General features: G+C 51.5%; 22 protein-coding genes and 1 pseudogene. 18 read left to right on the top strand and 5 right to left on the bottom strand.

What is annotated here, in order from left to right; genetic code table 11:
• Positions 1 to 69: 69 nt before the first annotated feature.
• Entirely contained in the window at positions 70 to 993 is a 924-nt protein-coding gene (locus tag ACFOTD_RS28220) for a S66 peptidase family protein (protein ID WP_378123294.1), read from the top strand.
• A 57-nt stretch (positions 994 to 1,050) separates the two neighbouring features.
• On the opposite strand, the gene ACFOTD_RS28225 is transcribed toward ACFOTD_RS28220, so the two are convergent.
• The gene (locus tag ACFOTD_RS28225; RefSeq protein ID WP_378123295.1) at positions 1,051 to 1,590 is read right to left on the bottom strand and encodes a hypothetical protein; all 540 of its coding nucleotides are present in this window, start codon (positions 1,588 to 1,590) and stop codon (positions 1,051 to 1,053) included.
• Between the two features lie 296 nt (positions 1,591 to 1,886).
• Between ACFOTD_RS28225 and ACFOTD_RS28230 the strand changes: the two genes are divergently transcribed.
• The 12 genes and pseudogenes from ACFOTD_RS28230 (at position 1,887) to ACFOTD_RS28285 (ending at position 15,901) form a co-directional block, all read left to right on the top strand.
• Positions 1,887 to 2,795, top strand: a complete 909-nt coding sequence (locus ACFOTD_RS28230; protein ID WP_378123296.1) for a CPBP family glutamic-type intramembrane protease — start codon at positions 1,887 to 1,889, stop codon at positions 2,793 to 2,795.
• Entirely contained in the window at positions 2,764 to 3,036 is a 273-nt protein-coding gene (locus ACFOTD_RS28235) for a hypothetical protein (protein WP_378123297.1), read from the top strand. The genes ACFOTD_RS28230 and ACFOTD_RS28235 overlap by 32 nt, the downstream gene beginning before the upstream one ends.
• 158 nt (positions 3,037 to 3,194) lie before the next feature.
• Positions 3,195 to 4,742, top strand: coding sequence for a spore germination protein (locus ACFOTD_RS28240; protein WP_378123298.1), 1,548 nt, complete (start codon positions 3,195 to 3,197; stop codon positions 4,740 to 4,742).
• Entirely contained in the window at positions 4,739 to 5,983 is a 1,245-nt protein-coding gene (locus ACFOTD_RS28245) for a Ger(x)C family spore germination protein (protein WP_378123299.1), read from the top strand. Before ACFOTD_RS28240 ends, ACFOTD_RS28245 begins: the two co-directional genes overlap by 4 nt.
• Positions 5,965 to 7,074 (top strand): GerAB/ArcD/ProY family transporter, encoded by a 1,110-nt coding sequence (locus tag ACFOTD_RS28250; protein WP_378123300.1) that lies wholly within the window; start codon positions 5,965 to 5,967, stop codon positions 7,072 to 7,074. The genes ACFOTD_RS28245 and ACFOTD_RS28250 overlap by 19 nt, the downstream gene beginning before the upstream one ends.
• Positions 7,071 to 7,295, top strand: coding sequence for a hypothetical protein (locus ACFOTD_RS28255; RefSeq protein ID WP_378123301.1), 225 nt, complete (start codon positions 7,071 to 7,073; stop codon positions 7,293 to 7,295). The genes ACFOTD_RS28250 and ACFOTD_RS28255 overlap by 4 nt, the downstream gene beginning before the upstream one ends.
• 419 nt (positions 7,296 to 7,714) lie before the next feature.
• Positions 7,715 to 8,206, top strand: coding sequence for a hypothetical protein (locus ACFOTD_RS28260; protein WP_378123302.1), 492 nt, complete (start codon positions 7,715 to 7,717; stop codon positions 8,204 to 8,206).
• A gap of 36 nt (positions 8,207 to 8,242) precedes the next feature.
• Positions 8,243 to 8,383, top strand: a pseudogene (locus tag ACFOTD_RS28265) (fibronectin type III domain-containing protein); the annotation flags it as partial.
• Between the two features lie 3 nt (positions 8,384 to 8,386).
• Positions 8,387 to 8,827 (top strand): hypothetical protein, encoded by a 441-nt coding sequence (locus tag ACFOTD_RS28270; RefSeq protein WP_378123303.1) that lies wholly within the window; start codon positions 8,387 to 8,389, stop codon positions 8,825 to 8,827.
• A gap of 46 nt (positions 8,828 to 8,873) precedes the next feature.
• Positions 8,874 to 14,690, top strand: a complete 5,817-nt coding sequence (locus ACFOTD_RS28275; protein ID WP_378123304.1) for an RHS repeat domain-containing protein — start codon at positions 8,874 to 8,876, stop codon at positions 14,688 to 14,690.
• Positions 14,691 to 14,706: 16 nt separating this feature from the next.
• Positions 14,707 to 15,102 (top strand): hypothetical protein, encoded by a 396-nt coding sequence (locus ACFOTD_RS28280; RefSeq protein WP_378123305.1) that lies wholly within the window; start codon positions 14,707 to 14,709, stop codon positions 15,100 to 15,102.
• A 280-nt stretch (positions 15,103 to 15,382) separates the two neighbouring features.
• On the top strand, positions 15,383 to 15,901 hold the full coding sequence (locus ACFOTD_RS28285; RefSeq protein WP_378123306.1) for a gamma carbonic anhydrase: 519 nt from the start codon (positions 15,383 to 15,385) through the stop codon (positions 15,899 to 15,901).
• Between the two features lie 150 nt (positions 15,902 to 16,051).
• On the opposite strand, the gene ACFOTD_RS28290 is transcribed toward ACFOTD_RS28285, so the two are convergent.
• Positions 16,052 to 16,564: an Lrp/AsnC family transcriptional regulator gene (locus ACFOTD_RS28290; RefSeq protein ID WP_378123307.1), complete on the bottom strand. Its 513-nt coding sequence runs from the start codon at positions 16,562 to 16,564 to the stop codon at positions 16,052 to 16,054.
• A 321-nt stretch (positions 16,565 to 16,885) separates the two neighbouring features.
• Here ACFOTD_RS28290 and ACFOTD_RS28295 point away from each other — a divergent pair, with 321 nt between their 5' ends.
• The gene (locus ACFOTD_RS28295; protein WP_378123308.1) at positions 16,886 to 18,037 is read left to right on the top strand and encodes a BMP family ABC transporter substrate-binding protein; all 1,152 of its coding nucleotides are present in this window, start codon (positions 16,886 to 16,888) and stop codon (positions 18,035 to 18,037) included.
• Positions 18,038 to 18,053: 16 nt separating this feature from the next.
• On the top strand, positions 18,054 to 19,037 hold the full coding sequence (locus ACFOTD_RS28300) for an aromatic ring-hydroxylating dioxygenase subunit alpha (RefSeq protein WP_378123309.1): 984 nt from the start codon (positions 18,054 to 18,056) through the stop codon (positions 19,035 to 19,037).
• Between the two features lie 156 nt (positions 19,038 to 19,193).
• On the opposite strand, the gene ACFOTD_RS28305 is transcribed toward ACFOTD_RS28300, so the two are convergent.
• The 3 genes from ACFOTD_RS28305 to ACFOTD_RS28315 are packed head-to-tail and all read right to left on the bottom strand — an operon-like array spanning position 19,194 to position 22,553.
• Complete coding sequence (locus tag ACFOTD_RS28305) at positions 19,194 to 20,273, bottom strand: mannose-1-phosphate guanylyltransferase (RefSeq protein ID WP_378123310.1); 1,080 nt, start codon at positions 20,271 to 20,273, stop codon at positions 19,194 to 19,196.
• Positions 20,266 to 21,369 (bottom strand): glycosyltransferase, encoded by a 1,104-nt coding sequence (locus tag ACFOTD_RS28310; protein WP_378123311.1) that lies wholly within the window; start codon positions 21,367 to 21,369, stop codon positions 20,266 to 20,268. Before ACFOTD_RS28310 ends, ACFOTD_RS28305 begins: the two co-directional genes overlap by 8 nt.
• Positions 21,369 to 22,553, bottom strand: a complete 1,185-nt coding sequence (locus ACFOTD_RS28315) for a glycosyltransferase family 4 protein (RefSeq protein WP_378123312.1) — start codon at positions 22,551 to 22,553, stop codon at positions 21,369 to 21,371. The genes ACFOTD_RS28310 and ACFOTD_RS28315 overlap by 1 nt, the downstream gene beginning before the upstream one ends.
• A gap of 361 nt (positions 22,554 to 22,914) precedes the next feature.
• Between ACFOTD_RS28315 and desA the strand changes: the two genes are divergently transcribed.
• The 3 genes from desA (at position 22,915) to ACFOTD_RS28330 (ending at position 25,769) form a co-directional block, all read left to right on the top strand.
• Complete coding sequence (desA, locus tag ACFOTD_RS28320; RefSeq protein WP_378123313.1) at positions 22,915 to 23,970, top strand: Delta(5) desaturase DesA; 1,056 nt, start codon at positions 22,915 to 22,917, stop codon at positions 23,968 to 23,970.
• Positions 23,971 to 24,036: 66 nt separating this feature from the next.
• Complete coding sequence (locus ACFOTD_RS28325) at positions 24,037 to 25,173, top strand: sensor histidine kinase (protein ID WP_378123314.1); 1,137 nt, start codon at positions 24,037 to 24,039, stop codon at positions 25,171 to 25,173.
• The gene (locus ACFOTD_RS28330) at positions 25,170 to 25,769 is read left to right on the top strand and encodes a response regulator (protein WP_378123315.1); all 600 of its coding nucleotides are present in this window, start codon (positions 25,170 to 25,172) and stop codon (positions 25,767 to 25,769) included. The genes ACFOTD_RS28325 and ACFOTD_RS28330 overlap by 4 nt, the downstream gene beginning before the upstream one ends.
• Positions 25,770 to 25,778 lie beyond the last annotated feature (9 nt).

Below are 25,778 nucleotides of genomic sequence, written 5' to 3' on the forward strand. Positions count from 1 at the left end.
ACACGGAAATAGATACAATGCCCCAATGCAATCGCACATAAGCTGAGAGGAGGAGAGGGGGAGGGTTGGATGGCCATCCGGCCGCAGGCGCTGGTGAAGGGAGATACGGTAGGCATCGTCACGCTCGGGAGCCCGCTCTCGCGGGAGACGATCGACGCTGGAATAGGTTATCTGGGGCAAATGGGATTAAACGTCGTCGTCGGGCGTCATGTGTACGATGAAGACGGCTATCTGGCAGGGACGGACGAGGAACGGGCGGCGGACCTCATGTCGATGTTCGCGGACGACCGGGTCAGGCTGATCCTGCCGACGCGCGGCGGCGTCGGGGTTGAGGGGATTCTGCCTTACCTGGATTACGATTATATCCGCACGCATCCCAAGATCGTGTCCGGCTACAGCGATATTACCGTCCTGCTCAATACGCTCGCGCAGCTGGCGGAGCTTGTCGCGCTGCACAGCTTGCTGCTCATCGACTTTAAGCCCGAAACGCCGGCTTATAACTTCGAGCAGTTTTACGCCGCGACCTCGTCGCTTGTCGTCCCCAGACTCATCGCGAACCCGCCTGGCATGCCGATTCGGCCGCTTGTGCCCGGCGTCGTCTCTGGACCGCTTGCAGGCGGCAATCTCACGTCGCTCACGGGCTCGCTCGGCACGCCGTACGAGATCGATACCCGCGGCAAAATTTTGCTGCTCGAGGAGACGCACGAGCCGGTGAACACCGTATACCGCTACGTCGAGCAGCTGAAGCTTGCGGGCAAGCTCGCGGACTGCGCGGGCATCGTGATGGGCGGCTGCCACGAATGTCCGGACGCGTACGGCCGGACCTATGCGGACCTCATCCGCGACGTGCTCGTGCCGCTTGGCAAGCCGCTGATCGCCGGCTTCGCAAGCGGACACGACGTATACAAGGCGGCAGTGCCGATCGGAGCCGAGGCGCGGCTCGACGCAGGGGCCGGCACGCTGACGCTGCTGGAGCCGGCCGTATCCGTGTAGCGTTGCGCAAAAAGAGAACCGGCACCCCCAGGGGATGCCGGCTCTCTTTGCATTCCTTTAAGGAATGAACTGCTGCACGATGCGCACGATCTTGCCGTCGGCTACCGTGATGTAATAAGGGAAGTTTTCCATCAGCTCCTGATTGTCCCCGCTGAACAACGAGCGAAGCTTCGCGATGCTGATCGGCTCGTTTTCCACGATATCCGCGTCGTCCCAGCTGCCGGAACGATTGTAGATCTGCATCAGCACCTGCACGTCGGAAGCGACCGGCAGCGTGTACGTCTTCTTTTCCTCGTTCAGGATGTAGTAGCCGTCAGGCGCCTCGTCCATGCCGGCATCCGGCTCCTGCTGGCGGAATACTCGGTCGGCCTCCGCGCCTTGCAGGAACTGAATGTAGTCGACGGTCACATAAGTGACGCCGTCCATCGAAGTGATCTTGCTAATATAAGCGGGATACGAGGGGGCCGATGCATGGTTGATCGCCTCGATGCCATTCTCCTCTGCAACGGCGGTCTCCTGCTTGTCGCTCACGCCCGACACGCTGAGCGGAATCAGGCAGATTCCCAACAATACGACACACAGCAACAGTTTGCGCATCGGTTCAGCCCCTCTCTCCGGTTAAAAACAGGTGATATGTATCATTATTATTTAGACAATTAGTAGACGTTTTAAACAGGCGTTTTGTTGCCGGGAAAAGGAGGCGCTAGGGCTTATATTTTTGGAGATATTTCCGGGGAAATTCGACAGGGGACCTAGCGTGCGATTAAGCATCCAGGCCTGCGCCTGGGCTTATGTCGGGGCAAGTCCGGACATGCGTCCGTTCTGGTCGGAGTGGATCGGGTGCTATATTTCTTATGGAAAATATACGTATGGAATTAGGAGGATTCATTGCTGTGAAAACAGAAAAAGGAAGTGTAACTGCCGATGTTACGAATGAGGAGTGGGGAAAAATTCGTTCCGCCAGGCGAGGCCTTCTCGTTTATTTCGCCATACTCATTCCGCTGACGACGATCGGTTATTTGACCGCAATGCAAATCGAGCTCTTTATTCTGCTCCTGATGTGGGCACCGGGATTGTCCGCCATTTGCGCCCGTTTGCTGCTGCGCGAAGGCATGGCGGACATCTCCCTGCGGATTAGGGGACGGCAGATGATGAAGACCTTGCCTTTTATTCTGCTGTTTCCTGTAGGTATTGGGTTATTTGCCTATGGCTTTGCCTGGGTCACGGGAATGGTGCAATTCGTCACACCGGATACGTTCGTTAACGCTTCGCCTGCCGTTACCTTTACGGTGCTGCTCGTCATGCAAATGGTTGTCGGCACGCTAGTGGGTCTGATCGGCAGCGCGGGGGAAGAGCTTGGTTGGCGGGGATATATGCTTACCCGGTTGATCGACGCACGGGTCCCTTACCCGATGCTGACCAGCGGGATCGTCTGGGGATTATGGCATCTTCCCGTGATTCTAGCAGGCAACTATTACTCTGGCCCTTATCCGGCGCTTTCCGTCATCCTATTTATGATCACGATCACCGCCTTCAGCTTGATCATTGGACGACTGCGGCTCGTAACCGGAAGCGTATGGCCAGCGATCTTCTTGCATGCGTCCTGGAACGCCGTTATTCAAGATGTCTTCGATGCTTCTTCTAGCGGCAACAATGCGTTGTTGTGGACGGGAGAGTCGGGAATTTTAGTGGCGCTCGCCTTGGTAGTGGCGGCTTGGATTATTAATAAGAGGAGTCCATTCTTTACAAACCTTGGAGGTGGATGGTTGAATGGAAATGGAGGAAATCAAAAGATTATTTGATGAACGCTATTCTCGTTGGAACGTTTACTATGATCAATTCGGCATAGCCACGTGGATCAGCATGAACGACGGTAACGATTTCTTTGAAATTCAGATCGTACCCCATGTAGGAGTAGGCGTTACTGATCGGCGAAATCTTGAGGAAATTGATTTTAGCGGTCACGATGTAGCTTTTCAATCGCTTAGCGAAGCGTTTGATTACATCGATCAAAAAGTCGCGAGTAACGCGAGTAAAATGTAAGGTATTATTCTTTCCTTGATTGGCGTATTGCCTTTCGAGGTTCTTTTTTTTGCCTAATCGCCTATTGGTTCGCCACTGCATGACCTCGATTTCGAATATTTTCCTTCTTCCCGGAAAAAGCTAAGAAAATGATGGAAACTGAGGGGGGGGGCGTCTCTGTGAATGCAAAAACCATGACTTTGCCGGCTGTGCCGGACGAGGAAGGCGATTGCCCGGAGACGTTGCAGCTGGAGCCGAGACTGGACTGGTTCAAGTCTCGGTTTGCCGGATGTTCGGACGCGGTGTTTTATAGCTTTATCTTGAGCGGAGGCGTCGCCTGCGCGTTGATTTATATACGCGAGATGTTCGATTATCGCGACGTAGAAGCTCATTTGCTAAAACCGCTGATGGCGTTCGATGGGGAGTGGGATGGCGATATCGCGCGGCTGATCTCGGAGCGTCGGATTCCGATGGCAGGCTGCAAGGCGTTGGCCGATCCGGGCGAGAGCGTCAATTGGATTTTGGAAGGCTTCGGGGTCCTGCTCTTCGACGGAAGTCTTCAGATGCTGGGTCTTCCGTTCTCGAAGTTCGAAAAAAGAGCGCTGGAGGAAGCGCCGAACGAATCGGTCATTCGCGGCCCGCGCGAAGCTTTCGTAGAAAGTCTGGATACGAACCTGACACTGCTGCGGCGCCGCATTCGCAGCAGTCACCTTAAAACGGAGCAGCTTGTGCTCGGGCGCAACACGAGGACTGCCGTCGTTATCGTTTATTTGAATCATGTCTGTCCCCCCGCGCTGGTGCAAGAGATGAAGCGGAGAATCTCCTGCATCGATATCGACGGCATCCTGGGCTCGAACTATATTGAGGAAGCGATCGAGGACAGCCCGTCCTCTCCGTTTCCTCAACTGCAATATACGGAACGTCCCGACACGGTGTCCGCGTCCGTTCTGGAAGGCAGAGTCGCCGTGGTCGTGGACAATACGCCGATCGTGCTGCTTGCGCCCGTCAACTTTTTTATGATGCTTCAATCCGCGGAGGACTACTACCAGCCTTTTATCGCAGCGTCGTGGATCCGTTGGATTCGTTTGGCCTTTCTGATCACTTCGCTGCTGCTGCCTTCCTTTTACATTGCGATTACGACGTTTCATCCGGAGATGATTCCCTTCGATCTGCTGATCTCCGTCTCCTCCTCACGCGAGGTTGTTCCCTTCCCTGCGCTGATGGAGGCGCTGATGATGGAAGTCGCGTTCGAAGCGCTGCGCGAGGCGTCGGTTCGCATCCCTAAATCGATCGGTCAAGCCGTATCCATTATCGGCGCCCTTATCATCGGCACGGCGGCGGTTCAGGCGGGCATCGTATCTGCCGCCATGGTTATTATCGTTTCGTTAACGGGCATCGCCTCGTTTATTATTCCGAACTTTGACCTGGGTCTTTCCTTTCGTCTGCTTCGGTTTCCCATGATGCTGCTCGCCGGCGCATTCGGCATTTTTGGAATCGCATGCGGCCTCATCATCATCTATGTCCATATGCTCAATCTGGAATCGTTCGGCATGCCGTATCTGTCTCCGTTGACGCCTCAGATTACGAATGCGATCAAAGATACGTTCATTCGGGCGCCTTGGTGGAAAATGCGAAAACGGCCGCCGACGGCGATCGGCGCCAACCGGATCAGACAAACCGCAGGAGCGCGAGCCTGGGCGCAGAGCAAGGGGGAGGGAGAAGATTGAATGTTCTTCTCCGGCTGTGGAAAATGGCGGCGGTTGGCGCTGCCATCGTTATGCTTGCGGGCTGCTGGTCTGCGACCGAGCTTAAAAATCGTGCGTTCGTGAGCGTCATGATTGTAGATTTAAAAAACGAAGAAGTTGAACTCACGCTAGGCATTCCCCTGACGAATCGGCTTATTCCGGGACAGACCGGGGGAACGGGCGGCGACGGCAGCCAGCGGCCGATCGCTTATGTTACCCGCAGGGGCGGCACTCTTGAGGAGGCGCTGCAGAAAATCCAGGGCGACATTCCCCGTAGAGTCGCGTTCGGCCAGACGCACAGCATTATCATGGGAAGCCGTTTCGCGCAAAAGGGAGTGGGGCCGCTTCTGGAGTTTGTTTCCCGCAACCCGTTTTTGAAGCTGAATACGAATTTGTTCCTAGTCGAAGGGTACGCGCGCGAGAAGGTTGCCGAGATGCCCGCGACATTTGAACGTTTTTTTATTTCGGTATTGAACGGCTACGTGCGTAACCATCAGATTTTAAACACGACGGTCAAAGATTTAATGTTCTCTAAGGCAAACGGCGGAGATGGGCTCATTCCCATTCTGAGATTCGAGCGCAAAGAGCCTTCGCTCAAGGCGGATACGTCCGCTAATGTCGGCACGGCCGGCTCGGCGATTCTGCGTGAAGGAAAAATGGTGTCTCCGACGTTGTCGCCCGAAGAGACTTCATCGGCGCGCGCGGTGATCGGGCAGCTCAAGCAGTATATCTACAGCGTGCAGTCGCCCACGGACGGCAAAGAGATGGGCTTTTATACCACTTCGCTGACGACGCATATCAGACCGTTCAAAACCAGGGAAGGGCTTGGCATCGTCATTCGCTCCTATTCCAATGCGGGCGTCATCGCTTCGGACTCCGACATCGATCTGAGCAAGCAGGCAAATGTCGAGCGTCTGGAAAAAGAAGTTAAGAAATTCGCAGACTCGACGATGCTGTCCGTAATCTCCTTAACCCAAGGGGCCGGCGCGGATGTTTTCAACTTCGGGCGCTATATCTCCGTGCAGTACCCGAAGGATTGGGACAAGCTCAAGAGTGATTGGAGAGCGTACTACAAAGAACGTCTGCGCATTCGGGTTGAATCTGTTATCTCGCTGAGGCGGGTCGGCTCTTCCACGGATTCTTTCCGCAGCGGATTTATTAGCCGCGAACAATCGGAAGGAAACAATAAAGGAGGAAACGAAGCGTGGAACTTCAATCCGTAACGCAGGGGCAGTTGTTTAAGCTATTCGCGCTGCATTTGTTCTCTACGATGGTCGCATTCATGCTGGGAATCATGCTGCAGTCGAGCGGATACAACGCGCCGCTCGGCGTTTTGACGGGCGCCCTGCTCGGACTGGCTTACGCGTACTTTGCCTGCAAGCTGGGTTTGCGCCGCCCCGACCGCTTTTTTATCGAATACGGACCAGAGATCGTCGGACGGTGGCTGCACTATCCGCTGCTGCTGTTCATCGTCTTGTCCAATCTGTTGATCGCGATTATTAATTTCTGGGAGCTGCAAGACGTGATGATCCAGTTTTATCTGATCAGCACGCCGCCCTGGGCGGTCGTCTCGATTTGTTGTCTATGCGTAGCCTATACGGTCCGTTTTGGCGTCAAATCGGTTTTTAGAGCGGCAGAAGGCCTCTTTTTTGTCAGCCTGCTTTCGTTTTTGCTGATACCGTTCGTGGTGAGCGAAAATTTCAATTGGTTTTCTATGCGGGGGATCGCGACTTATTTCAACGTAAGGGAGGCTTGGCCGACCGCTTATTATACGTCTTCCGTCTTCGGCGAGATGTCATTCGCGTTGTTTATTTTTCCTTACTTGACTTCGCCGGGCAAGACGTTCAGGTCGCTCATCGCTTCGACGTTGGTTGCCGCGGCCGTCGTGCTGCTTCATATCGTTCCCCTGCTGCTCATCTTCGGTCCGGAGCTAAGCTCCAATCTCAATTACCCCGAGTTGGAGCTGCTCCGCTTTATGCGAAGCGGTTCCTTTCTGGAGACGCTCGACCCTGCGTTGATCGCGCTATGGCTGATCAGCCTCTTCGTCAAGCTCGCTTTTATCGTTTATGTTATCGCGTTGATATTGGCGCGTTCACTTCGTTTGAAGGATACGAAGCCGTTCGTGTTTCCGATTACCGTATTCATCGCGGTCTGCTCGCTAGTGATCGTCAAGTCCGACACCCAATTCAGAAGCATGATCGGCGGCGGCATCCTGACCGTGTTTTGGATCTCCGAGCTGATTCCGATTGTTTATTATCTTGTTGACACCCTTCGTCGTTCATGGAGTCAACGGAAGGAGGCGGCGTCCGAGTGATCGCGATTTTATTGGCTTATACATCGGTTGCCTTCGTCGAGTGGCGATATCTTCGCAACAACAAGAGGAAGAAGAGCACCTTTCTTCTCGTTTTCGGGTCGATTTCGTTCCTGCTGTTGCTGAGCGAATTTTTATTCGTCATGAAGGACCGATTTCAGATTGCCGTCTGGGTTGAAGCGATTTTCGGACCGTTGGAGCGCGGGATTTTAGGGCGTGGCTAGCGGGGACAAAAAAATGGCGGTGATTTTTGGGCGGGTAACGCTCATTCGGCATGCCGGAGCTTTTCGGTGGCTAGCTGGCCCCAAAGCCTGCATGCATACATGTTTTTTCTGCTACCCAACGGTACCTGGAGAAATGCATGCAAATGTGCAGGTAAATTCAAAGACGCTACCGGAAATTCGGTTGGTGGCGTGAAATAACTGCACTTTTGAATTGTAATCTAATGTCCATAAGACGTTCATAATACAATGCTAAATTCCATTTGTTAAAAAGGAAACATTTGTAGGTTGCTTGCATTTGGATTACAGACGTATAGCTGACACATACGAAGGAAGGATAATCTCGCTTCTCTTAATTAATAATTGATAATGATAATTATTTTCACATTATCTAAAACTAAACCACCTAAGGAGTGTACAGTGTGAGTAAAATGCTAAAAGGTTCAATTTCTTTTCTAATGGTTTTTTTGATGATATTGGCGTTGGGGAGTGTCGTACCGGCATTCGCTGCTACACACACGCGTGCCTATCAATTTTTATATGATGAGGAATATGATGAACATACGAGCGGCTTTATCGCTGGTGATGCTGTTATCGACGATACTGTCGGCTCGGTGACACTAAAATTGCAAGGAGGCCAGTACTTTCCACAGATTAGAGTCGGTTCGACTTTCTACAACGGCTCTTACAATTCTACTACTGGCCTAACTACATTCATCCTTCCCGGTTCCGACGCAGCGAGCTTGGAACTCAGTTTACATGTAGTTGTGAACTCTGGACCCATCTTGATCGAGGACACCTGGTACGATCTCGAGGTTGAGTGGCTCGGCACATTTGTAGACACTCAGGCTCCCTCAGCTCCAACTCAGTTAATGCTAACCGGCCAGAGTAGCATAACCGCCGGTCTTTCCTAGACAGGCTCAACTGATAATGTTGGCGTCACTAATTACCAAATATTTAATAACACTTCGTTAATTCAAACCGTACTGGGTACGGCGAATTCTGCTATCGTTACAGGATTAACCCCCAATACAACCTACAACTTTACTGTAAAGGCCAAGGATGCAGCGAATAATGTATCTGGTGCAAGCAACGTGGTAACCGTCACAACCGTCTCATCCAATTCAAATGATACTTACACAGGTGCAACTCAAATTAATTATGATAGTCCTGTACTAACAGCCATCGAAACCTTAGGAGATGTAGACTTCTATAAATATACGGCTACCGGAAATGGAATTGAACAAGTGAACCTAACTGTCCCCGCAGGTAAGAACTACGATGTCATTATCTACGATTCGGGGCTAAAACCTTTGAGCGCAGGTATTAAAGATGCAAGTGAAAGCGAAGAAGTGATCTATAAAGTTATCTCTGGTGCAACGTATTATATCAAGGTGTTTGGTGTGAATAGCAATTATGGCAATGAATTTTATACATTGAAACTCAGTAGAGCTCCGCTTCGTTATCAAACAAGCTATGAGTATGATGCAAATGGAAACCTCAAACGAAAGGTTACAACGATCCTCCAGTCTTAATAAATCACAGTATTAATATTCAATATTTTAATTTATCGGAGGCCATATGGAAGCAAAATTGCTTAGAAACGCGTTTTTACTCTTAATGAGTTTCGTCATACTGATTTCTGCGTTCAATTTCACAGAAGCTTCGCCGGCGGTGGAGCCCCCCCTAGGACAGCCTACTAATAATCAGGATACGTTAAATGAACAAGATGCAATAAATTCGACTGAAGTGCAAAAGTCCCCATCGCGACTAGCATCTGTTGAAGAAAGAGAAAAAATAACGGCATCGAACATTCTGTTCTCCTCAGATACATCAACTGAACTTAATAAGGCGGATCAACTGAAACAGAGCAAATTACTAAAACCTAATGAACGGATTACTGCCATACAACGTGATTTCACGCCGCTCATGTTGCAGATTGCGGCATATTTCTACCCAGAGTTGCTTGCATTGCTTACTAAAGAACAAACACTTGCTCTACTGGATAGTAGCACGGATACAATAAACCAAAATATTCGCTCACTAACAAACGCGCAATTAGCATTGATGGAGCAATATGCACCAATCGCAATGGGGAACTTCGACTATAACACCAATCGTCAACGTTATTTGCAGAAGCATCCGCAGACATATACTAAAGCGGATGAAGCGGCGGACGAGTTAGAAACCAAAAAAAAGTCTGTGGAGATCCGAGCGCGGCAGCAGCAGATTAAAGAGACGCAGGCATCCGTTAATGGGAGTAAGCCTTCGTCGGAGAAAGTTACGGCTTTGAACTCCTCCCCGTATACAGTAACCGAATTTAAAAATGAATATCGTTATTCTGTTAAAACAGATGGTCTGGTAGACGACCTTTACCTTACAGCAAATCGTACGGTAACTGATCTGTCACTATCAGGAAAAAGCGGCTTGGATATTTCATTAGTACGTAGATACAATTCAATGGACGGGAAAGTATTAACCCCTGAATATACGGCTGCTGCTGGATCCTACACACAACAAGCCGGAAATCACACAAGTCCAATTGATATTGCAAAAAGGACAGGGTATATCGCTGCAGGGTGGTCGTTAAACATCCCATCCATGGAGAAAGCTATGATTGAGGCCGAAGTAGCTGAATCCCATTTTCCAGTTACCTGTCAAGGAGACAGTTATAATAATACAGGCTACTGCTATCAATCCACATACTACTTTCAACCGATTACCGTTTATGAAAAGGTAAATTTTACTTTAGATAATGGATCCAGCTACGAGTTTCGCGATGGTATCATACAAAACTACCCATATCAGAATGTCAGTTACAATAAAACATTAGACGATGGCAAGTTTGTATACACCATTACTCTGAATGGCAAGATAAGCTATAAATTTGACGATCAGGGACGCATTCTTACAAAGAGCAATCAGTATGGTGATCAAGTTGTATATACCTACGGAACAGCGCCGAATAATGATATTACCATCACCGACTCATTCGGACGCATCATTACCATTGCGCGAAATAGCTTTTTAGTTATAACAGGCGTCACTGCTACGCTAGGCGGGACGGTCATTAAACAGTTACAATACAATGTTACACAACCAACGACAAGCATGACGTATCGCAAATGGACCACTAACGGCTATCAGAATGTCACTGAGAACATAAGCTACTGGCAGTTGAACAACATCAAAGACAGTACAATCGCTTCAAACATTGTTCTGCTAGAAGAGTATACCTATTATCCAATTGATTCGACTAAACTAGCGGCATTTAACTTTAAGCCCGATGGGTACACACTTAACCGCGTTGGACCCAATGGGGAAATTGTGAAGGGGAACGGGGGGAATTATACGACTTCTGCCTGGTATTGGGATAATGATTCGGTACCAATAGAATCTACTCAAGTATCTGGGGCCAATGGCAACAGTTATGGGGAAGTTCCCTATCTCTTGCTAAAGCAAATCAATTTTTCTAATGGACTCTCAGCTCATTTTTTCTACGAGAACTATAACACAGCTTGGAATATAGACCCCAATCTTATTCAGCCCTTTTTTGAAGGTCCCGCAAAAGTTTACATGGACAAATACATCTTGCAATATGTTGCCTATCATCCTGTTAGGATCGTGTATTATTCCTACACAGAGAACGGCACGACTAAAGTTAATGTAGACTTTTATAATAGTGTACATTTTGACCATGGACATAACTTTCTCGAATACTGGAAGGCTGATAAGAGCCAAATTGCCCGTTTAGGAAGCACTTCGCGGTTTGGAGACAAGCAGACGCTCAAGGTTCAGAAGTATACATTAGACGATACTTACAATGAAAGCCCTACTTACCGACATTATCGGAACAACGGTAAGGATTTTGTGCTTGCCTTTGAATGGGCAGAATACCAAAACGATTACAATATGTTGAGTTTCACGGAAAATGACATTGCGTATGGAAATCGAAAACATGCCGTTACTGCTTATGCTTACGAACCTAACCAACTCCAGCCGAAGGAGGTATATACTTACGCGGACGATATCCCAAATTATTCGGCTGTTACAAATCCGCTAGTAGATGCCAATGTTCAGAACCCGATTCTTCTCAATATATCTAATAAATCTACGAAAATAAAAAAAACATTTACTTATGACTCTTGGGGAATGCCTCTCACGACAACCGACGAACTTGGTAACACAACGACGAACCAATACAATGGACCGTATCATGGATTAACTCAATCACAAGTAATGGCTCAAGATGGAGCCTCGAGCACTACGACTTCTTACCAGTATTACACTGCAGAAACGACGGAACCTAAGAAAAATCAGTTGTGGAAAACAACTAAGATTCAGAGCTATAAGGATCCCGTTTCTCCTCTAGTCACACGTACTGACACTAAGGTAACGGAAAATCTCCTCTATAATACCAATCATTTGGTCACACAAACGAAGACTTATGGTTCTGGATATCAATATGGAAGAGATAATACAATAACACAGCAAGATTACACATATACAGGAACAGGGCAGACTCTGACTGACTCCACCAAGGTGACGCTGTCGAATGGCGCGCAGCCCGCAACTTTGACCAATACTTATTATTATTTTCTGAACGGCAATTTGCAGAAAGTCATATACCCGGACAATAGTTATGTGGAGTATGAGTACGATTCTTTTAACCGCGTAACATTGAATAAAGTAAAACCAGTTACAGGGAACGCTCTCATTACGTCAGTCCAATATAATAATGCGGAACGTAAGGTAGGTGTGACTTTGCCGGATGGGGAACTTGACGAAACATTTTATTCTCCTTTTGGCTTGGAGTTAAAATCGCAACGTAAAATTAATAATGTCACAAGAGTAACAAAAGTCACTCTATCAAATAATGGTATTCTTCCAAGTCAAACACTGCCCTACGGAGAATCCACGCTTCGTACACAGTACGATTATGACTCACGAGGGCGTCTAAAGATGGTGACGAATGGTCTAGGACAGCAAACCCGCTATTTCTATTCGAATTTCGCAAACAAGAACGGGCCGAATGGCTATGAGTTGCTGCAAAATACAATACAAACCATAGCGCCGGATGGGAAGGTGGAAACGACATATTCGGATGCTTATGGACGTGCAACGAAGCTGCAAGAACGTAATCCCAATGGGGTAAAGCTTATTTCGACAACCTCACAATACTCATCTTTTGGGAATTTAATTCAAAAGGATGCAACAAGTTCAGGTGTTACAGAAACTACGCGTTACAGCTATGATCCGACCGGAAACTTGATCTTTGTTAAGGACAGCCTCGATCAAACTTATCAATATGTATTCAATCGTTTCGGTAATCTAATTGAGAAATACACTAACGGTGCTGCTCAAGCAACACAGAAGTATGTCTACAATGAAGTATCATGGTTATTGTCGAAAGCCGATGCTACTGGTCGTTTAGTCAAAAACCAGTACAAGAATAACGGCTTAATAGACAGATCTGTGGACAAGCAAGGACAGACTTATATTTATAACTATAATGCATTAAATCAGGTGGAACGATCTTCAATACAGAATTCAACGGGAAACGAAATTTATTGGCAAGTAAACAGCTATGATCCTCTCACTCACTTGCAGACGGGCGTCTCTAACAGTGACAATGAAGCGTTAAGTTATCACTATGATATGTGGAAACGAAACGATACCAAAACGGTTGCAGGACGTGTTTATACTTTCGGTTACGACGCGTATGATCGAATGGATCTTTTAACTTATCCAGATGGCACATCAGTAAGTTACCAATACGACGAACTAAACCGTATTAAAAGCGTAAACAGTTCGCAAACAGGCATTATTAACTATACCTATTCTACGGTAAGTGACAACAATAAATATATTTTGACTTACCCTGGAGGTACGCTTAAGGAAGAACAGCAACGTGACTCCTTCGGACACCTGGTTTCCAAGACGCAATACCGAGGTAGCGGGACACCTAGCGCAGAGCAATTCATTGTTAATGGTTTTGGCAATATCACGCAAGTAGTTAAAGACGGCACTTCAAACATTTATGCCTACGACAAGCTTAACCGCATTAAAACAATAAGCGCTCCTTCCGAGCAGGACAGCTATTTTTATGATGCTCAGGGCAATCGTCAAACGTTAGAAACGACAAAGAATGCTGATTTCGAGTCAACAGATCAGACACTAGCATTTAACGCGTTAAATCAGTTACGAGTCTGGCAGGATGCTGCTAATGGAACAACTGCAATCTATACCTATTATGCAGATGGGCTGCGAGCGACGAAAACGGTTAACGGTCAGAAAACTCGGTACGTGTATGTGGAAGGGAAAATCGTCGAAGAACTGGATGGCAGCGGAAACCTTAAAGCGAGGAATATCTGGGGAAACGAACTGTTGTATCGAAAGGATTACACAAACAATCGAGCGGGATATTACTTGCACAATGGACATGGAGATGTCGTGCAAATCGTTGATGCGGATGGGAGCCTGGATGTCTTAAAGTCCTATGAATATGATATCTGGGGCAATATTAAGAAGGTGAGTGGCAATTCTGGCAAGCCCTTCGACAATTCTTTCGGTTACACGGGAGAACTTCACGATCAGGAAAATGGTTATATCTATTTAAGGGCAAGATATTACGATCCAACTGTTGGTCGCTTTATTAGTGAGGATACGTATGAGGGGGAATTGACAAATCCACTGAGTCAGAATTTGTATACCTATGTGCATAATAATCCGTTGTCGAACATTGACCCAACTGGTCATTACTGTGCGTCAGCGGACGGTAAGATAGGTCACTATGGAACTTGTAGTAGCTCTACATCGATGTATATGTCCGACAGTGATGTAAATGCAATATTACAAGCAAGCGGTGGACGAGCTAACTTGAATAGCATTGTCTCAGGTAGTGGGATTAAGTGGAGTGAAGTAAAAGCCTCTTTAGATAGTATTTTGAAGGCTGTTCAGAGTCGAACGCCTCCTGCGGATAGTGTAGCAGCAATGGCGGGTTTCACAACCGATTACGGTTCGGATGTGGTGAGGCGAGCAATAACTCCTTTTTACAGTGAAGTTGGATCAATAAGTGGTTATTCTCTGAATCCAGTCGCGAGTAAACCATATTCAGCTCTAGGTATTGTCTCAAAAGTCACTACTGCTGGATTATTAAGTGTGGATTTATACGGAGTAGTTACTGATTCGACGCTATCCACGGGACAAAAAGTGGGAAAAGCTGCTATCATTGCGACAGGCACTTATGTTAGTTATAAAATTGGTTCAGAAGTTGTGTGGCTATCAACCACAATTGGCGGGCCTGGTGGATTTGCTGCAGGTATAATCCTAAGTGGCGGGCTTGGATGGGGCATTTCAGAATTACAAGCAATAGCAATTCGAGAATTAGTAATGTAGTGATGGAGGTGGTTGGGTGGAAATTTACACTCCAAGTAAAAGATGGATAATAATTGGATTATTTCTGTTAGGTGTAGATGTAGCGATATTAATGCAAATGAATAATTTTCTAGATATGTTTGCACTTTTCTCGACAACTATAGCCGCTGTAGGATTTATCCTTCTAGGGCTCGGTAAATTATCTTATGTTGAACTGTCAAATGACTATCTGGTTTATCATCGCTTATTTAGCATTAAAGTTGAGAAATGGAGGATTGAGGAGATACTTTTAATTAGAACTAAGAAACGCAGAGGGAATACCGTTTATATTTATAACGGTACAGATTGTATAATACTCCCCTCTTATAGTGATCAGTTTCTAACCCATCTTGTACGTAATGCTAAACATGCAAGTTTATCTCATGATGAGTAACTAGTTGTATCTTAAACCACATGCGAGTATAACACCTCCATGTGTTTTCTTTTTTTTAGAATTGCTTGACGTACACGCACTATAAAAGCGATGCTGGACTTTACATATAAAAATGGCGCAAAATATTCGATGGTGACTGTCGAGAAAATTGTACAAGCAGTGCATGCGGTGGAAAGCGATTGCCGGCAGCATCTGCACAACGTCCGATTTGAAAAGTCGCTGCTTTCCTCTTGTTTGAATGGCGGGGAACTCGACGAAACGCATTAAAGGAGGCGGCAACATGGCGACTATTCAACCGTTCGGCGACAAGCGGCCCGACATTCATGACTCGGTCTTCCTCGCCGAGGGTAGCGTCGTGACGGGAGACGTGAAGATCGGCAAGGACACAAGCATCTGGTACAATGCCGTGATTCGGGGCGATGTCGCGCCGACCGTCATCGGCGAAAGGACGAGCATACAGGATAATTCGACGCTGCATCAGAGTCCGGGCAAACCCCTGATCATTGAAGACGAGGTCATCGTCGGACATAATGCGGTGCTGCATAGCTGTATCGTCAGACGCGGGGCGATGGTGGGAATGGGCGCGATCGTACTGGACGGCGCGGAGATCGGGGAAGGCGCGATGGTCGGCGCGGGGGCGTTGGTGCCTCCCGGCAAAAAAATACCGCCGCGTACGCTTGTTGTCGGTTCGCCGGCCAAGCCGATGCGCGAGCTGAACGAAGCGGACGAGGCGGATATGCGGCGAATCGTGAGAGAGTACGTGGAAAAAGGGCAGTTCTATAAAAAGCAGCAGCAGTAGCAAGAGCAATTAAAGTAGCTATGACCGACCGGGCACCGACCCGCACGGCCGAAGCTCCGAATTAATATCCCTACGAAGCCGGCAGGCACACCTGTCGGCTATTTGTATTTTCTGCTGCATTCCACGTCTGTCCGATAAGTTATCGCCCCGTCAAGGCTGGTACAACCGGACCGCATCGCCGAGCGGTCTCAGCGCCATTCTGTTCTTGTACATATGGATGACGATTTGAAAATCGACGTTCGTAATGCCCGGAAGCACGTACAGCTTCGTTTTCAAATAACCTTCCATCTCGACCTGGTCGATGAACTGGCCGTACATATGCAGCTTGCTAGGGCCGCTAAGCTGGTACAGGAGCGTAACCGGCGGATGGTCCATCATTTCCTCGGCGAGCTTCTCCAGCTCTCTGGGCTCGACGCTGATCTCGAAAAACGCTGTGAGGTAGAAGCCGGCCGGCTCCGGATTGACCGCCAGCGTGAAGCGCTCGACGACGCCGTTATCCACGAGCGACTGCAGCCGCAGCTGGACCGCGACGCGCGTCAAGCCGACCTCTTTTCCGATATCGGTGTAGGATAATCTGGCATTGTCGTTCAGAAGATCGATGATTTGGCGGTCGACGGAATCCAAAGTTACGTAAGGGCGATCGTGCAGCGTTTTTATTTGCATTTCGCAAGCTCCTCGCTTGAATGATGGGCGGGCTCTGCCGTTTTGACATTGAAGCCTACAATTTTGCGCTGCGCTTCTTGCGAATCGTAAAAGTCGTCGCTTAAACATGACTTGGATATGTTAATTTATATAACATAAACATAACTCGTGTGGATTGACGGGAATTCTGGAGTGCTCTTATAATGATTTTATTCTTTCTAATAGCAATAATAAAGAGAAAATATTATCGAATCGCAAGGAGGGCCGGGGTGTCTTCTTGGGTTTCAACCATGGATTCGGAGAAAATGTGACATCGGTTTTAGATAATGGGGAGGCGTTCGCATGAAGAAAGCTCTAACATTAATTGTACTCGTCATTTCCGTCATTTCCGTTCTGGCTGCCTGCGGCGGCAAAGAAAACACCAGTACAGCCGCAGGTGCGTCTTCGTCTTCAGCAGGAGGCACGGCTGCCGCGGCCGGCTCGCCGTCCGAGACGGCGGGCGGGAAGAAATTAAAAGTCGCATTCGTCTACGCGACGCCGATCGGGGAGACCGGCTGGAACTACGAGATGGACAGAGGCAGATTGGCGCTGGAAAAAGAGCTCGGCGTAGAGACGATGGCGATGGACAACGTCGCGGAATCGGATGCCGGCCGGGTGTTCGAGGATCTGGCACAGCAGTATGACGTCATCTTCGGTACGACCTTCGGCTATATGGATGCGATGAATGCGGCGGCGGAGAAGCATCCGGACGTCAAGTTCCTGCACGCGACGGGCTACAAGACGCTGCCTAACCTGGGCGTCTACGCCGGGCGCGAATATCAGAGCAACTACCTCGTCGGCATGGCGGCGGGCATGGTGTCGAAGAACGGCAAGCTGGGCTACGTCGGGACGTTCCCGATCCCCGAGGTGATCTCCGCAATCAATGCGTTCGCGCTCGGTGCGCAGAGCGTGAACCCGAACGCCGAAGTTTCCGTCGTGTGGAGCAACACGTGGTTCGATCCGACGACCGAGAAGCAGGCGGCGGACTCGCTGCTGGATACGGGCGTCGACGTCCTGGCCGCTTACCATGACGCGCCGACGATTCTGCAGGCATCCGCCGAGCGCGGCGTATGGGGCAGCGGCAAGGATTCCGACATGAGCAAGTACGCGCCGGACACGTATTTGACCAACTTCGTGTGGAATTGGACTCCGTACTTCGTGGAGACCGTCCGCGCGATCCAGGAAGGGACCTGGCAGGCAGGGGCTTACTATGGCGGCATGAAGGAAGGCGTGACCGATATCGCGCCGCTGGGTAAAAACGTGCCGCAGGACGTGAAGGACGCAGTGGAGGCGAAGAAGCGGGAGATACTTGCGGGAACGTTCGACGTCTTCGCGGGCCCGATCAAGGATCAGTCCGGCACGGAGCGCGCCGCGCAAGGCAAAGCTTTGACCGACGAGGAGCTTCTGGCGATGAATTGGTTCGTGCAGGGCATCCAGGGCAAAATCGAAAGCTGAACGGGAGGCGAACGAGATGGCGGAGCATGACAAAGTGCTAATGCGGCAGTGGCATCCCGTCGCCTACGCGCACGAGATCGGCGAGAAGCCGGTCTCTCGGGTGCTGATGGGGGAGCGGCTCGTCTTGTTCCGCACCGCCTCGGGCATCCACGCCTGGAAGGATCTGTGCGTCCATCGCGGCGCCGCCCTCTCACTGGGATGCGTGAAGGACGACGCGCTCGTCTGTCCGTACCACGGCTGGCGCTACGATGGGACGGGGAGCTGCGTGCTCATTCCGCAGCAGCCGCAGGAGCAAGCGATTACCAAGCAGGCACGCGCGATCGTGTACGAATGCAGGGAAGAAAAGAAGATCGTCTGGGTGCGACTCGGAACAGATATGCAATCGGCGAATCTGCCGTCTTTTCCCGAATGGGACGATCCGGCATATAAGACCGTTTACTGCGGCCCCTACCCGCTTCAAGCCTCGGCGCCTCGCGTCATAGAGAATTTCCTCGACGTCGGCCACCTGGCCTTTCTCCACGAAGGGCATCTGGGCGATTCGGCTTATCCGGAGATCGCGGATTACCGCGTCGATATCTCCGAGACCGGCATCCGCTCCTCCGAGATCGACATCTATCAGCCGGACCCGGACAGTACCGGCAAGTCGGGCATTGCGCGGTACGTCTACGAGGTGCTGGGTCCGACGGCCGCCCGCCTCAGCAAGACGGATCCGCTGACCGGCCACGTCTTTTCCATTCTGTTCGCGGTCAGTCCGATCGCGCAGACGGAATCCGTCGTCTTCGTCGCGCTGGCGCGCAACTATGCGTTCGAGCTGCCGGACGAGCAGTTCGCCGACTTCCAGACCTTCATCCTGCAGCAGGACCAGGCCGTGCTGGAGAGCCAGCGCCCGGAGCTGCTGCCCCTGGACCTGCAAGCGGAGCTGCATCTGAAGGCCGACCGGCTGAGCATCGCCTATCGCAAATGGCTGCGGGCGCGCGGCGTCGTCTGGGGGACGGCTTGAGGGGCAGGTTCTGAAGTACGCGGCCGGGTTCCGCGTCGGCGGTAGGGATGTCGTTGTCGCATCGAAGCGTGAGCGGGTCGCAACGAAAAAACAGGACGAAGCGGAAATTCGGGCTTCGTCCTGTTTGCGCAGCTGACTGCCGGTTAATCTCAAGCTTTATACATACGCCGTCATGCCTTTGTTTTTAAGCAGCACGACGATGTCCTTCACGTCCTGGGCGCGGTCCTTGGCACAGATCAGCAGCGCGTCCTTGGTGTCGGCGATGATGAGGCCTTCGATGCCGATGGTGGCGATCAGCCGCTCGTCCCCGTAAACGATGGAATCGCGCGTCTGGATGCCCAGATGCTCCGCCTTGACGATGTTGCCGTATTCGTCCGGCGGGATGATGGCGCCGAGCGCGTCCCAGCTGCCGATATCGTTCCAGCCGAAGTTGCCCGGGATGACGACCACGTCGACGCTGCGCTCCAGTATGCCGTAGTCGATCGAGGTGCTCTGAAGGGTGGGGTAGACCGCTTGGATCAAGTCCATGCGCCGCTCCGGGTCCTCGCATGCTGCGAAGGGTAGCATCGCGTTGTGCAATCGGGGCAGGTAGCGCTTGAAATTATCGATGATGACCGACGTTTTCCAGACAAATATGCCGCTGTTCCACAGATAATTGCCTGAGTTTAAGTAGCCTTGGGCAACCGCGAAGCTGGGCTTCTCGACGAATTCAGATACTTCGTACACGCGGCAGGGCTCGGTTTGAAACGTATCCGAAGCATGGGAGATATACCCGTAGCCTGTAGACGGGAAGGTCGGCTTGATCCCGATCGTAATCATCTTGTCCGTCTCTTCGGCGACCGAGCACGCTTCGGTTAGCGTCTTCTTGAATTCGTCCACGTCCGTAATATGGTGATCGGAAGGGGAGACGACCATCAGGGAATCGCCGAATTGCCGGTCGATATGCATGGCCGCGAATAGGATGCTGGCTGCCGTATTGCGCGCGACGGGTTCGACGAGCACGTTGCCGGCAGGCACGCTTAAATGCATGATGCTCTCCAACTGGACCGCTTGCGACGAGTTCGTCACGATAATCGTATTCTCCAACGGCATGACGTGCTTGAAACGGTCAATCGTGTCGTTCAGCATAATGTCGTTGCCGCTCAGGTTGATCAGCTGTTTGGGCATCTCCTGACGGGAGAGGGGCCAGAAGCGGGTTCCGCCGCCGCCGGCCAGGATCGTCGCGAACCTATGCATGATGAATCACCGAATGCGCGATGCAATAGGAGACGATATTTTCCGAGCCTTGATTGAGATTCAGTCCGCTGGCGAGAATGCCGTCGTAGCAGCCGCCTGTCTGCGGATCGATCAGGGGCAGCCCGGCTGAATTCCGTCCATGGAACCAGTCCAAGCAAAGATGGGCGTGTTCCAAGTAGGAGGGGGTGCCGAGCATGTCGTAGGCTTCGTACAGAGCAAGCAGCGTCTCGCAGGCCTCGATCGGCTGCTCGTCGTAAGGAGCCGCCGTCTCGCCGCGAACGAGCCAGCCATGGCTGCCGACAGGCTTAAAGTAGCCTTCCTTCGAAAAGGTATGCGACGTCAGGAAAGCAAGGCTTGCCTTCGCCGTATACCGTAGATCGGCCCTGCCGCTAAGTCGCGCCGCCTTGAGCAGCGCCCATGGCAGCATTGCGTTGCCGTAGGTGACGCTGTCCTCGAACCATTGCCAGTCCGTTGTTGCATATTGCTCGAATTGCGCCAGCAGGCGATCTGCCATTCGTTCGATCAACTCGCGAATCTCCCGGTGCGGCAGGAAGGACTCGGCTTCCTTGCTCTTGTCGGTATAGGGATATGGGAAGGCATAATGGAGAGAGTCCTTGGTCTCGAGCATATAGGCAAGTCCGACAAGCGCGTAGGCGATTGCCCGAGGGGAGCGCAGTTCGGCAATGCGCGGAAGTGCCCGATCGATCATGAATCTGCACGTATTTTGCAAATTGTCCGGTACGGTCGGCTCGGAAAGCGCGAAGCCGAGCGCCCATATGCAGCGCCCGAGGCAGTCCTCCGACCCGACCGGCTCGGCGAAGCTGCGGTTGTAGTTCATGAAGTTGCGAAAGCTGCCGTCCTCGTTTTGCGCATGGTGGATAAAGGATAGGTAGGTGCCTGCCAGGCGGAGCCAGTCTTCGCCCGGATGGTTGCGGTGCAGCAAAACGGCTGCGATGAGCGCACGCCCGTTGTCGTCCGAGGTGTAGCCATGGCCGCGGTCGGGCACGCCGAACTTCGTATGCTGGAAAATGCCTGTATCGTCCGTCAGGCTGCGCAAGTAGTCTGCCTGAAGCGGCTTGATTGGGGATAGCTTCATTAGACCACGCTCCCTTGGACGGGATAGGACGAGCCGACGACATCGCGGACAAGCGCGGCATATTCCTTGGCGATCTGGTCCCACATCATCTGCCGCCCCAGCTCTGCCGTTTTCCGCTCCATTTGCAGCTTTTTGTCCGGATGGTCCAGTACGTCCAGTAGCTGCGTCTCCAGCGATTTGGCGTCGCGGAAGTCAGCGAGCAGCCCCCGACCGTCCCCCAGCATCTCCGTCGCATAGCGATACGGGGTCGATACGATGACCCGTCCGTAACCGACGCCATAAGCGAGCGTGCCGCTGACCGCTTGTTCGCGGCCCAAATAGGGCGTCATATAAATATCCGACAGCACCAGCGAATGGACGACTTCCTCTTGCGTCAGCAGCTTGTCGACGAAGCGGACATGTCCGTTCAACCCGAGCCGGTCGACTTGCTCGGCGAGCTGCCGGCGGTATACCTCGCCGACCTGTTGCTTGACGACCGGATGCGTCTTGCCCCATACGACGTACAGCGCGTCCGGATGGCGGGATACGACGCCGCTCATCGCCTCGATGGCATATTCGATCCCTTTGCCCGGGCTCAGGAAGCCGAACGTGGACACGATCTGCCTTCCGGCATAGCCGTACCTGCTTTTTAGGGTGTCCCGCGATTCGACGGACAAGCGAGGTACGCCGTGATGATGCATACGGATCTTGTCGGCAGGAATGCCGTATACATGGCGAAGATCGGCCACCGTGCTCTGCGCCATCGTGACCGAGCGATCGCTCCATTCGCCCAGCAGCGAGACGATGCGGAGTTGGGCGGGGCTCGGAGAGGTCAGCACGGTATGGAAAATGACGATAAAGGGGATCGTCAACCGCTTCGCCAGCTCCAGAACGTATTCTCCGCACTCGCCGCCATAGATGCCGAATTCATGCTGGATGACGAGAAGATCGACATCCGAACGATTGAGCTCGTGCGCGACTCGGGCATATTCGCTTTTGTTCTCTTGCTCGAAGCTCATCATTACGTTTTTGCCGTACGCATAGGTGGAATCGTTGTTGACCGCAATAACGCGCGGCGGATTAAAATCGCCTATGGTTCCGATTTCCTGTATGAGGTCATGGGTGAAGGTCGCCAAACCGCATTCCCGCGGAAGATAAGTTCCCAGAAAAGCTACGTTCATGTTTTTGTTCGTATTATTTTGCAAACAATTACCTCCTGATTTAATAATTAATTCCAAAAAGAAGCAATAAAAAAAGAAATAAAGATGGCCTTCATTTCTCGACATAAACGAAATATGAGATTGGGGGAAGGGGGACAGTGAAAGTGGTTGATTTTCAACTAGCAGAATGGTATTATAAAATATTTTGGAAAATTGTTCTCCTATCAACAATAGCACTGGAAAGTGCATCTGTCAATTTTCGGGTGCCGCAGCACCGTCGATATGACATTTGTCACGTCGCGTCATGACGCTTGTGACTTATGGCGCCTCCCCCTCTGCGTTTACAATGAATATAACGTCGCGGCACTTCTATCCGTCGGACGTTCATCGAGGGGGAATCGTGCATATGAAACACGCAAGCGAGATCGCCGAACTCAAAAAAAGCATGCTTCCTTTTGAGAAAACGGACGCGAAGTCCAGTATCCGGCAGCTGATCAACACGCTAGGACCGCTGCTTCTGCTATGGTACGCCGGTTATGCCAGTCTCTCCGTCTCTTATTGGCTCGCCCTTCCGATCCTGATCGTCGCATCGGGATTTGTCATACGGACCTTTATCTTGTTCCACGACTGCTGCCACGGCTCGTTTTTTAAGAGCAAGCGGGCGAACGACGTCCTGGGCACGCTGCTGGGCGTGCTGACGCTGGTGCCTTACCGGCAGTGGAAAAACAGCCATGCGAAGCATCACGCCACAAGCGGCAACCTCGATAAAAGAGGAGACGGCGATATCTGGATCCTCACCGTGGACGAATATGCGGCGGCTCCCTTGTGGAAGCGCATGGCCTACCGTTTTTACCGCAATCCTGTCGTCATGTTCGGGCTCGGCCCGATCTTCGTCTTCATGCTGCAATATCGCTTTAATGTGAAAGGCGCGCGGCGCAAGGAACGCTTGAACACCTATCTGACCAACGTGCTTATCGTTTCGCTTTATGCGGGAATGATCTGGGCGATCGGCTGGGAAGCGTTCATCCTCGTGCAGGGGCCGATCTTCTTCGTTTCGGGGCTGCTCGGTATCTGGCTCTTCTACGTGCAGCATCAGTTCGAGGATTCGTACTTTGAAAACGATCCGGACTGGAGCTACGTGCAAGCTGCCGTCGAAGGCAGCTCGTATTACAAGCTTCCCCGCGTCCTGCAATGGATCACGGGCAGCATCGGGTTTCATCACGTGCATCACCTGAACCCCAAGGTTCCCAACTACAATCTCGAAAAGGCGCATCTTGCTACGCCGCCGCTTCAGCGCGCCGCTACGCTGACGCTCTCGACGAGCCTGGAATCGTTGCGGTTCCGCCTGTGGGATGAGGAGAACAAGACATTCGTCGGCTATCGCAAGAACAAGCGGCCTGAGCTCGGCTTGCATGCTTCCGGCGTCGTATTAAAGAAGCCGGCCAGAGCCGCGGGCAAATAATTTTTCCATCCGGCCGGATTAGGCTACAATGAGAGGACGACGAGAAACGAGGGGGGTACGGAGTCCGTGCAAAAGTGGTATCACATTTTCCAGCGGAGCACGGGGCTAAGCCCGTATATATGGGTCGTCTTTTACATCCTCCCTTTTTATTTCGTGTTTCGCTCCTCGACGATGTACCACGCGCTGATCGGCATTTTTATGATCGTCGCGTTTTTTGTTTGTTATTTGTTATCGTTCAGTTCGAAGGGCTGGCTCGTTTATTTTTGGACCTCCGTGCAAATTTTGTTTTCGATCGCGATGACGATGATGTTCGGATACGTCTATTTTTCCATTTTTACCGCCTTCTTTATCGGCAATATGCAGCGGAAGGCCGGCTTCATCACGTTGTACACGGTCCATCTGGCGATGACGCTGCTGTCGGTCTACGTCGGCTACATGCACGCCAACTCGGTGCTGATCGAGCAGGCGCCCTTTGTGTTCGTCTGCCTCATCGCGGTGACGTTGCTGCCGGTCACGACCTATAACCGCAACAAAAGCGAGCTTCTGCAGGGGGAGCTCAACGATGCGAACAAGCGGATCTCCGAGCTCGTGAAGCTTGAGGAGCGCCAGCGCATCGCGAGGGACCTGCATGACACGCTCGGACAGAAGCTCGCCCTGATCGGGCTCAAGAGCGATCTGGTCGCCAAATTGATCCGCAAAAACCCTGACCGGGCGGAAGCTGAGATCGACGACGTCCGGCACACGGCCCGCAATGTGCTTAAGGAGCTGCGGGAACTGGTGACGCAGATGCGCGGCACGCATGTCGAGGACGAGATCTATCGCCTGCGGCAGATTCTCGTGGCTGCGGACATCGAGTTCACGCTGAGTGGAGATCCGAAGCTGGCGAACACCTCGCTGCTCAACGAGAACGTGGCGTGCATGTGTCTCAAGGAAGCCGTGACAAACATCGTCAAGCACAGCGGGGCTACCGCCTGCGCCATCGAGATTGAGCAGACAGCGGCCGAGCTGCGCATTCGGGTGCGGGATAATGGCGTAGGCCTGGGCAACGGAGCATCCTTTCATAGAGGAAACGGGCTTCGGGGAATGAAGGAAAGGCTTGAATTCGTGAACGGGTCTCTGGAGATCGCGTCGCGGGAAGGTACGGAGATCGTAATCAAGGTGCCGAACATCTTGATTCAGGCGAAAGGGGAGGCGCAGCCATGATTCGAATCGTCATCGCCGAAGACCAGCGGCTGCTGCTCGGCGCGCTGGCGTCCGTGCTCGACCTCGAGGAGGACATGGAGGTGGTCGGCAAGGCGGAGAACGGCGTGGAAGCGCTGCGGCTCGTCAAGCTCTATCAGCCGGATCTGTGCGTCATGGACATCGAGATGCCGCTCAAGAGCGGATTGGACGCTGCCGAAGAGGTTAGGGGTTCCGGATGCAAGGTCGTCATTCTGACGACCTTCGCCCGGGCGGGTTACTTCGAGCGCGCGGTGAAGGCGGGCGTGCACGGCTACCTGCTCAAGGACAGCCCGAGCGACGAGCTGGCCGATTCGCTGCGGACGATCATGTCCGGCCGCCGGATCTACGCCGCCGAGCTGGTAGACGAGGCGTACAACGAAGAAAACCCGCTCACGGAGCGGGAAAAGGAAGTCATCGGCTTGATGGCGGACGGTAAAAATACGAAGGAAATTGCGAGCGAGCTGTTCCTGTCGAACGGAACCGTACGCAACTATATCTCCGTCATTCTCGACAAGCTAGACGTAAGCAACCGGATCGAGGCCATCAAGCGCTTCAGGGAGAAGGGCTGGTTCAAGTAAGAGGCTTGA

The organism is Cohnella sp. GCM10012308, from assembly GCF_042649185.1.
Taxonomy (GTDB): domain Bacteria; phylum Bacillota; class Bacilli; order Paenibacillales; family Paenibacillaceae; genus Cohnella.

What these genes read in the sequence shown, in the direction of transcription:
- ACFOTD_RS28305 (WP_378123310.1), bottom strand. Translation starts at nt 20,273, where the DNA reads ATGCATAGGTTCGCGACGATCCTGGCCGGCGGCGGCGGAACCCGCTTC.
- ACFOTD_RS28225 (WP_378123295.1), bottom strand. Translation starts at nt 1,590, where the DNA reads ATGCGCAAACTGTTGCTGTGTGTCGTATTGTTGGGAATCTGCCTGATT.
- ACFOTD_RS28295 (WP_378123308.1), top strand. Translation starts at nt 16,886, where the DNA reads ATGAAGAAAGCTCTAACATTAATTGTACTCGTCATTTCCGTCATTTCC.
- ACFOTD_RS28310 (WP_378123311.1), bottom strand. Translation starts at nt 21,369, where the DNA reads ATGAAGCTATCCCCAATCAAGCCGCTTCAGGCAGACTACTTGCGCAGC.
- ACFOTD_RS28235 (WP_378123297.1), top strand. Translation starts at nt 2,764, where the DNA reads ATGGAAATGGAGGAAATCAAAAGATTATTTGATGAACGCTATTCTCGT.
- ACFOTD_RS28275 (WP_378123304.1), top strand. Translation starts at nt 8,874, where the DNA reads ATGGAAGCAAAATTGCTTAGAAACGCGTTTTTACTCTTAATGAGTTTC.
- ACFOTD_RS28290 (WP_378123307.1), bottom strand. Translation starts at nt 16,564, where the DNA reads ATGCAAATAAAAACGCTGCACGATCGCCCTTACGTAACTTTGGATTCC.
- ACFOTD_RS28220 (WP_378123294.1), top strand. Translation starts at nt 70, where the DNA reads ATGGCCATCCGGCCGCAGGCGCTGGTGAAGGGAGATACGGTAGGCATC.
- desA (WP_378123313.1), top strand. Translation starts at nt 22,915, where the DNA reads ATGAAACACGCAAGCGAGATCGCCGAACTCAAAAAAAGCATGCTTCCT.
- ACFOTD_RS28285 (WP_378123306.1), top strand. Translation starts at nt 15,383, where the DNA reads ATGGCGACTATTCAACCGTTCGGCGACAAGCGGCCCGACATTCATGAC.
- ACFOTD_RS28330 (WP_378123315.1), top strand. Translation starts at nt 25,170, where the DNA reads ATGATTCGAATCGTCATCGCCGAAGACCAGCGGCTGCTGCTCGGCGCG.
- ACFOTD_RS28300 (WP_378123309.1), top strand. Translation starts at nt 18,054, where the DNA reads ATGGCGGAGCATGACAAAGTGCTAATGCGGCAGTGGCATCCCGTCGCC.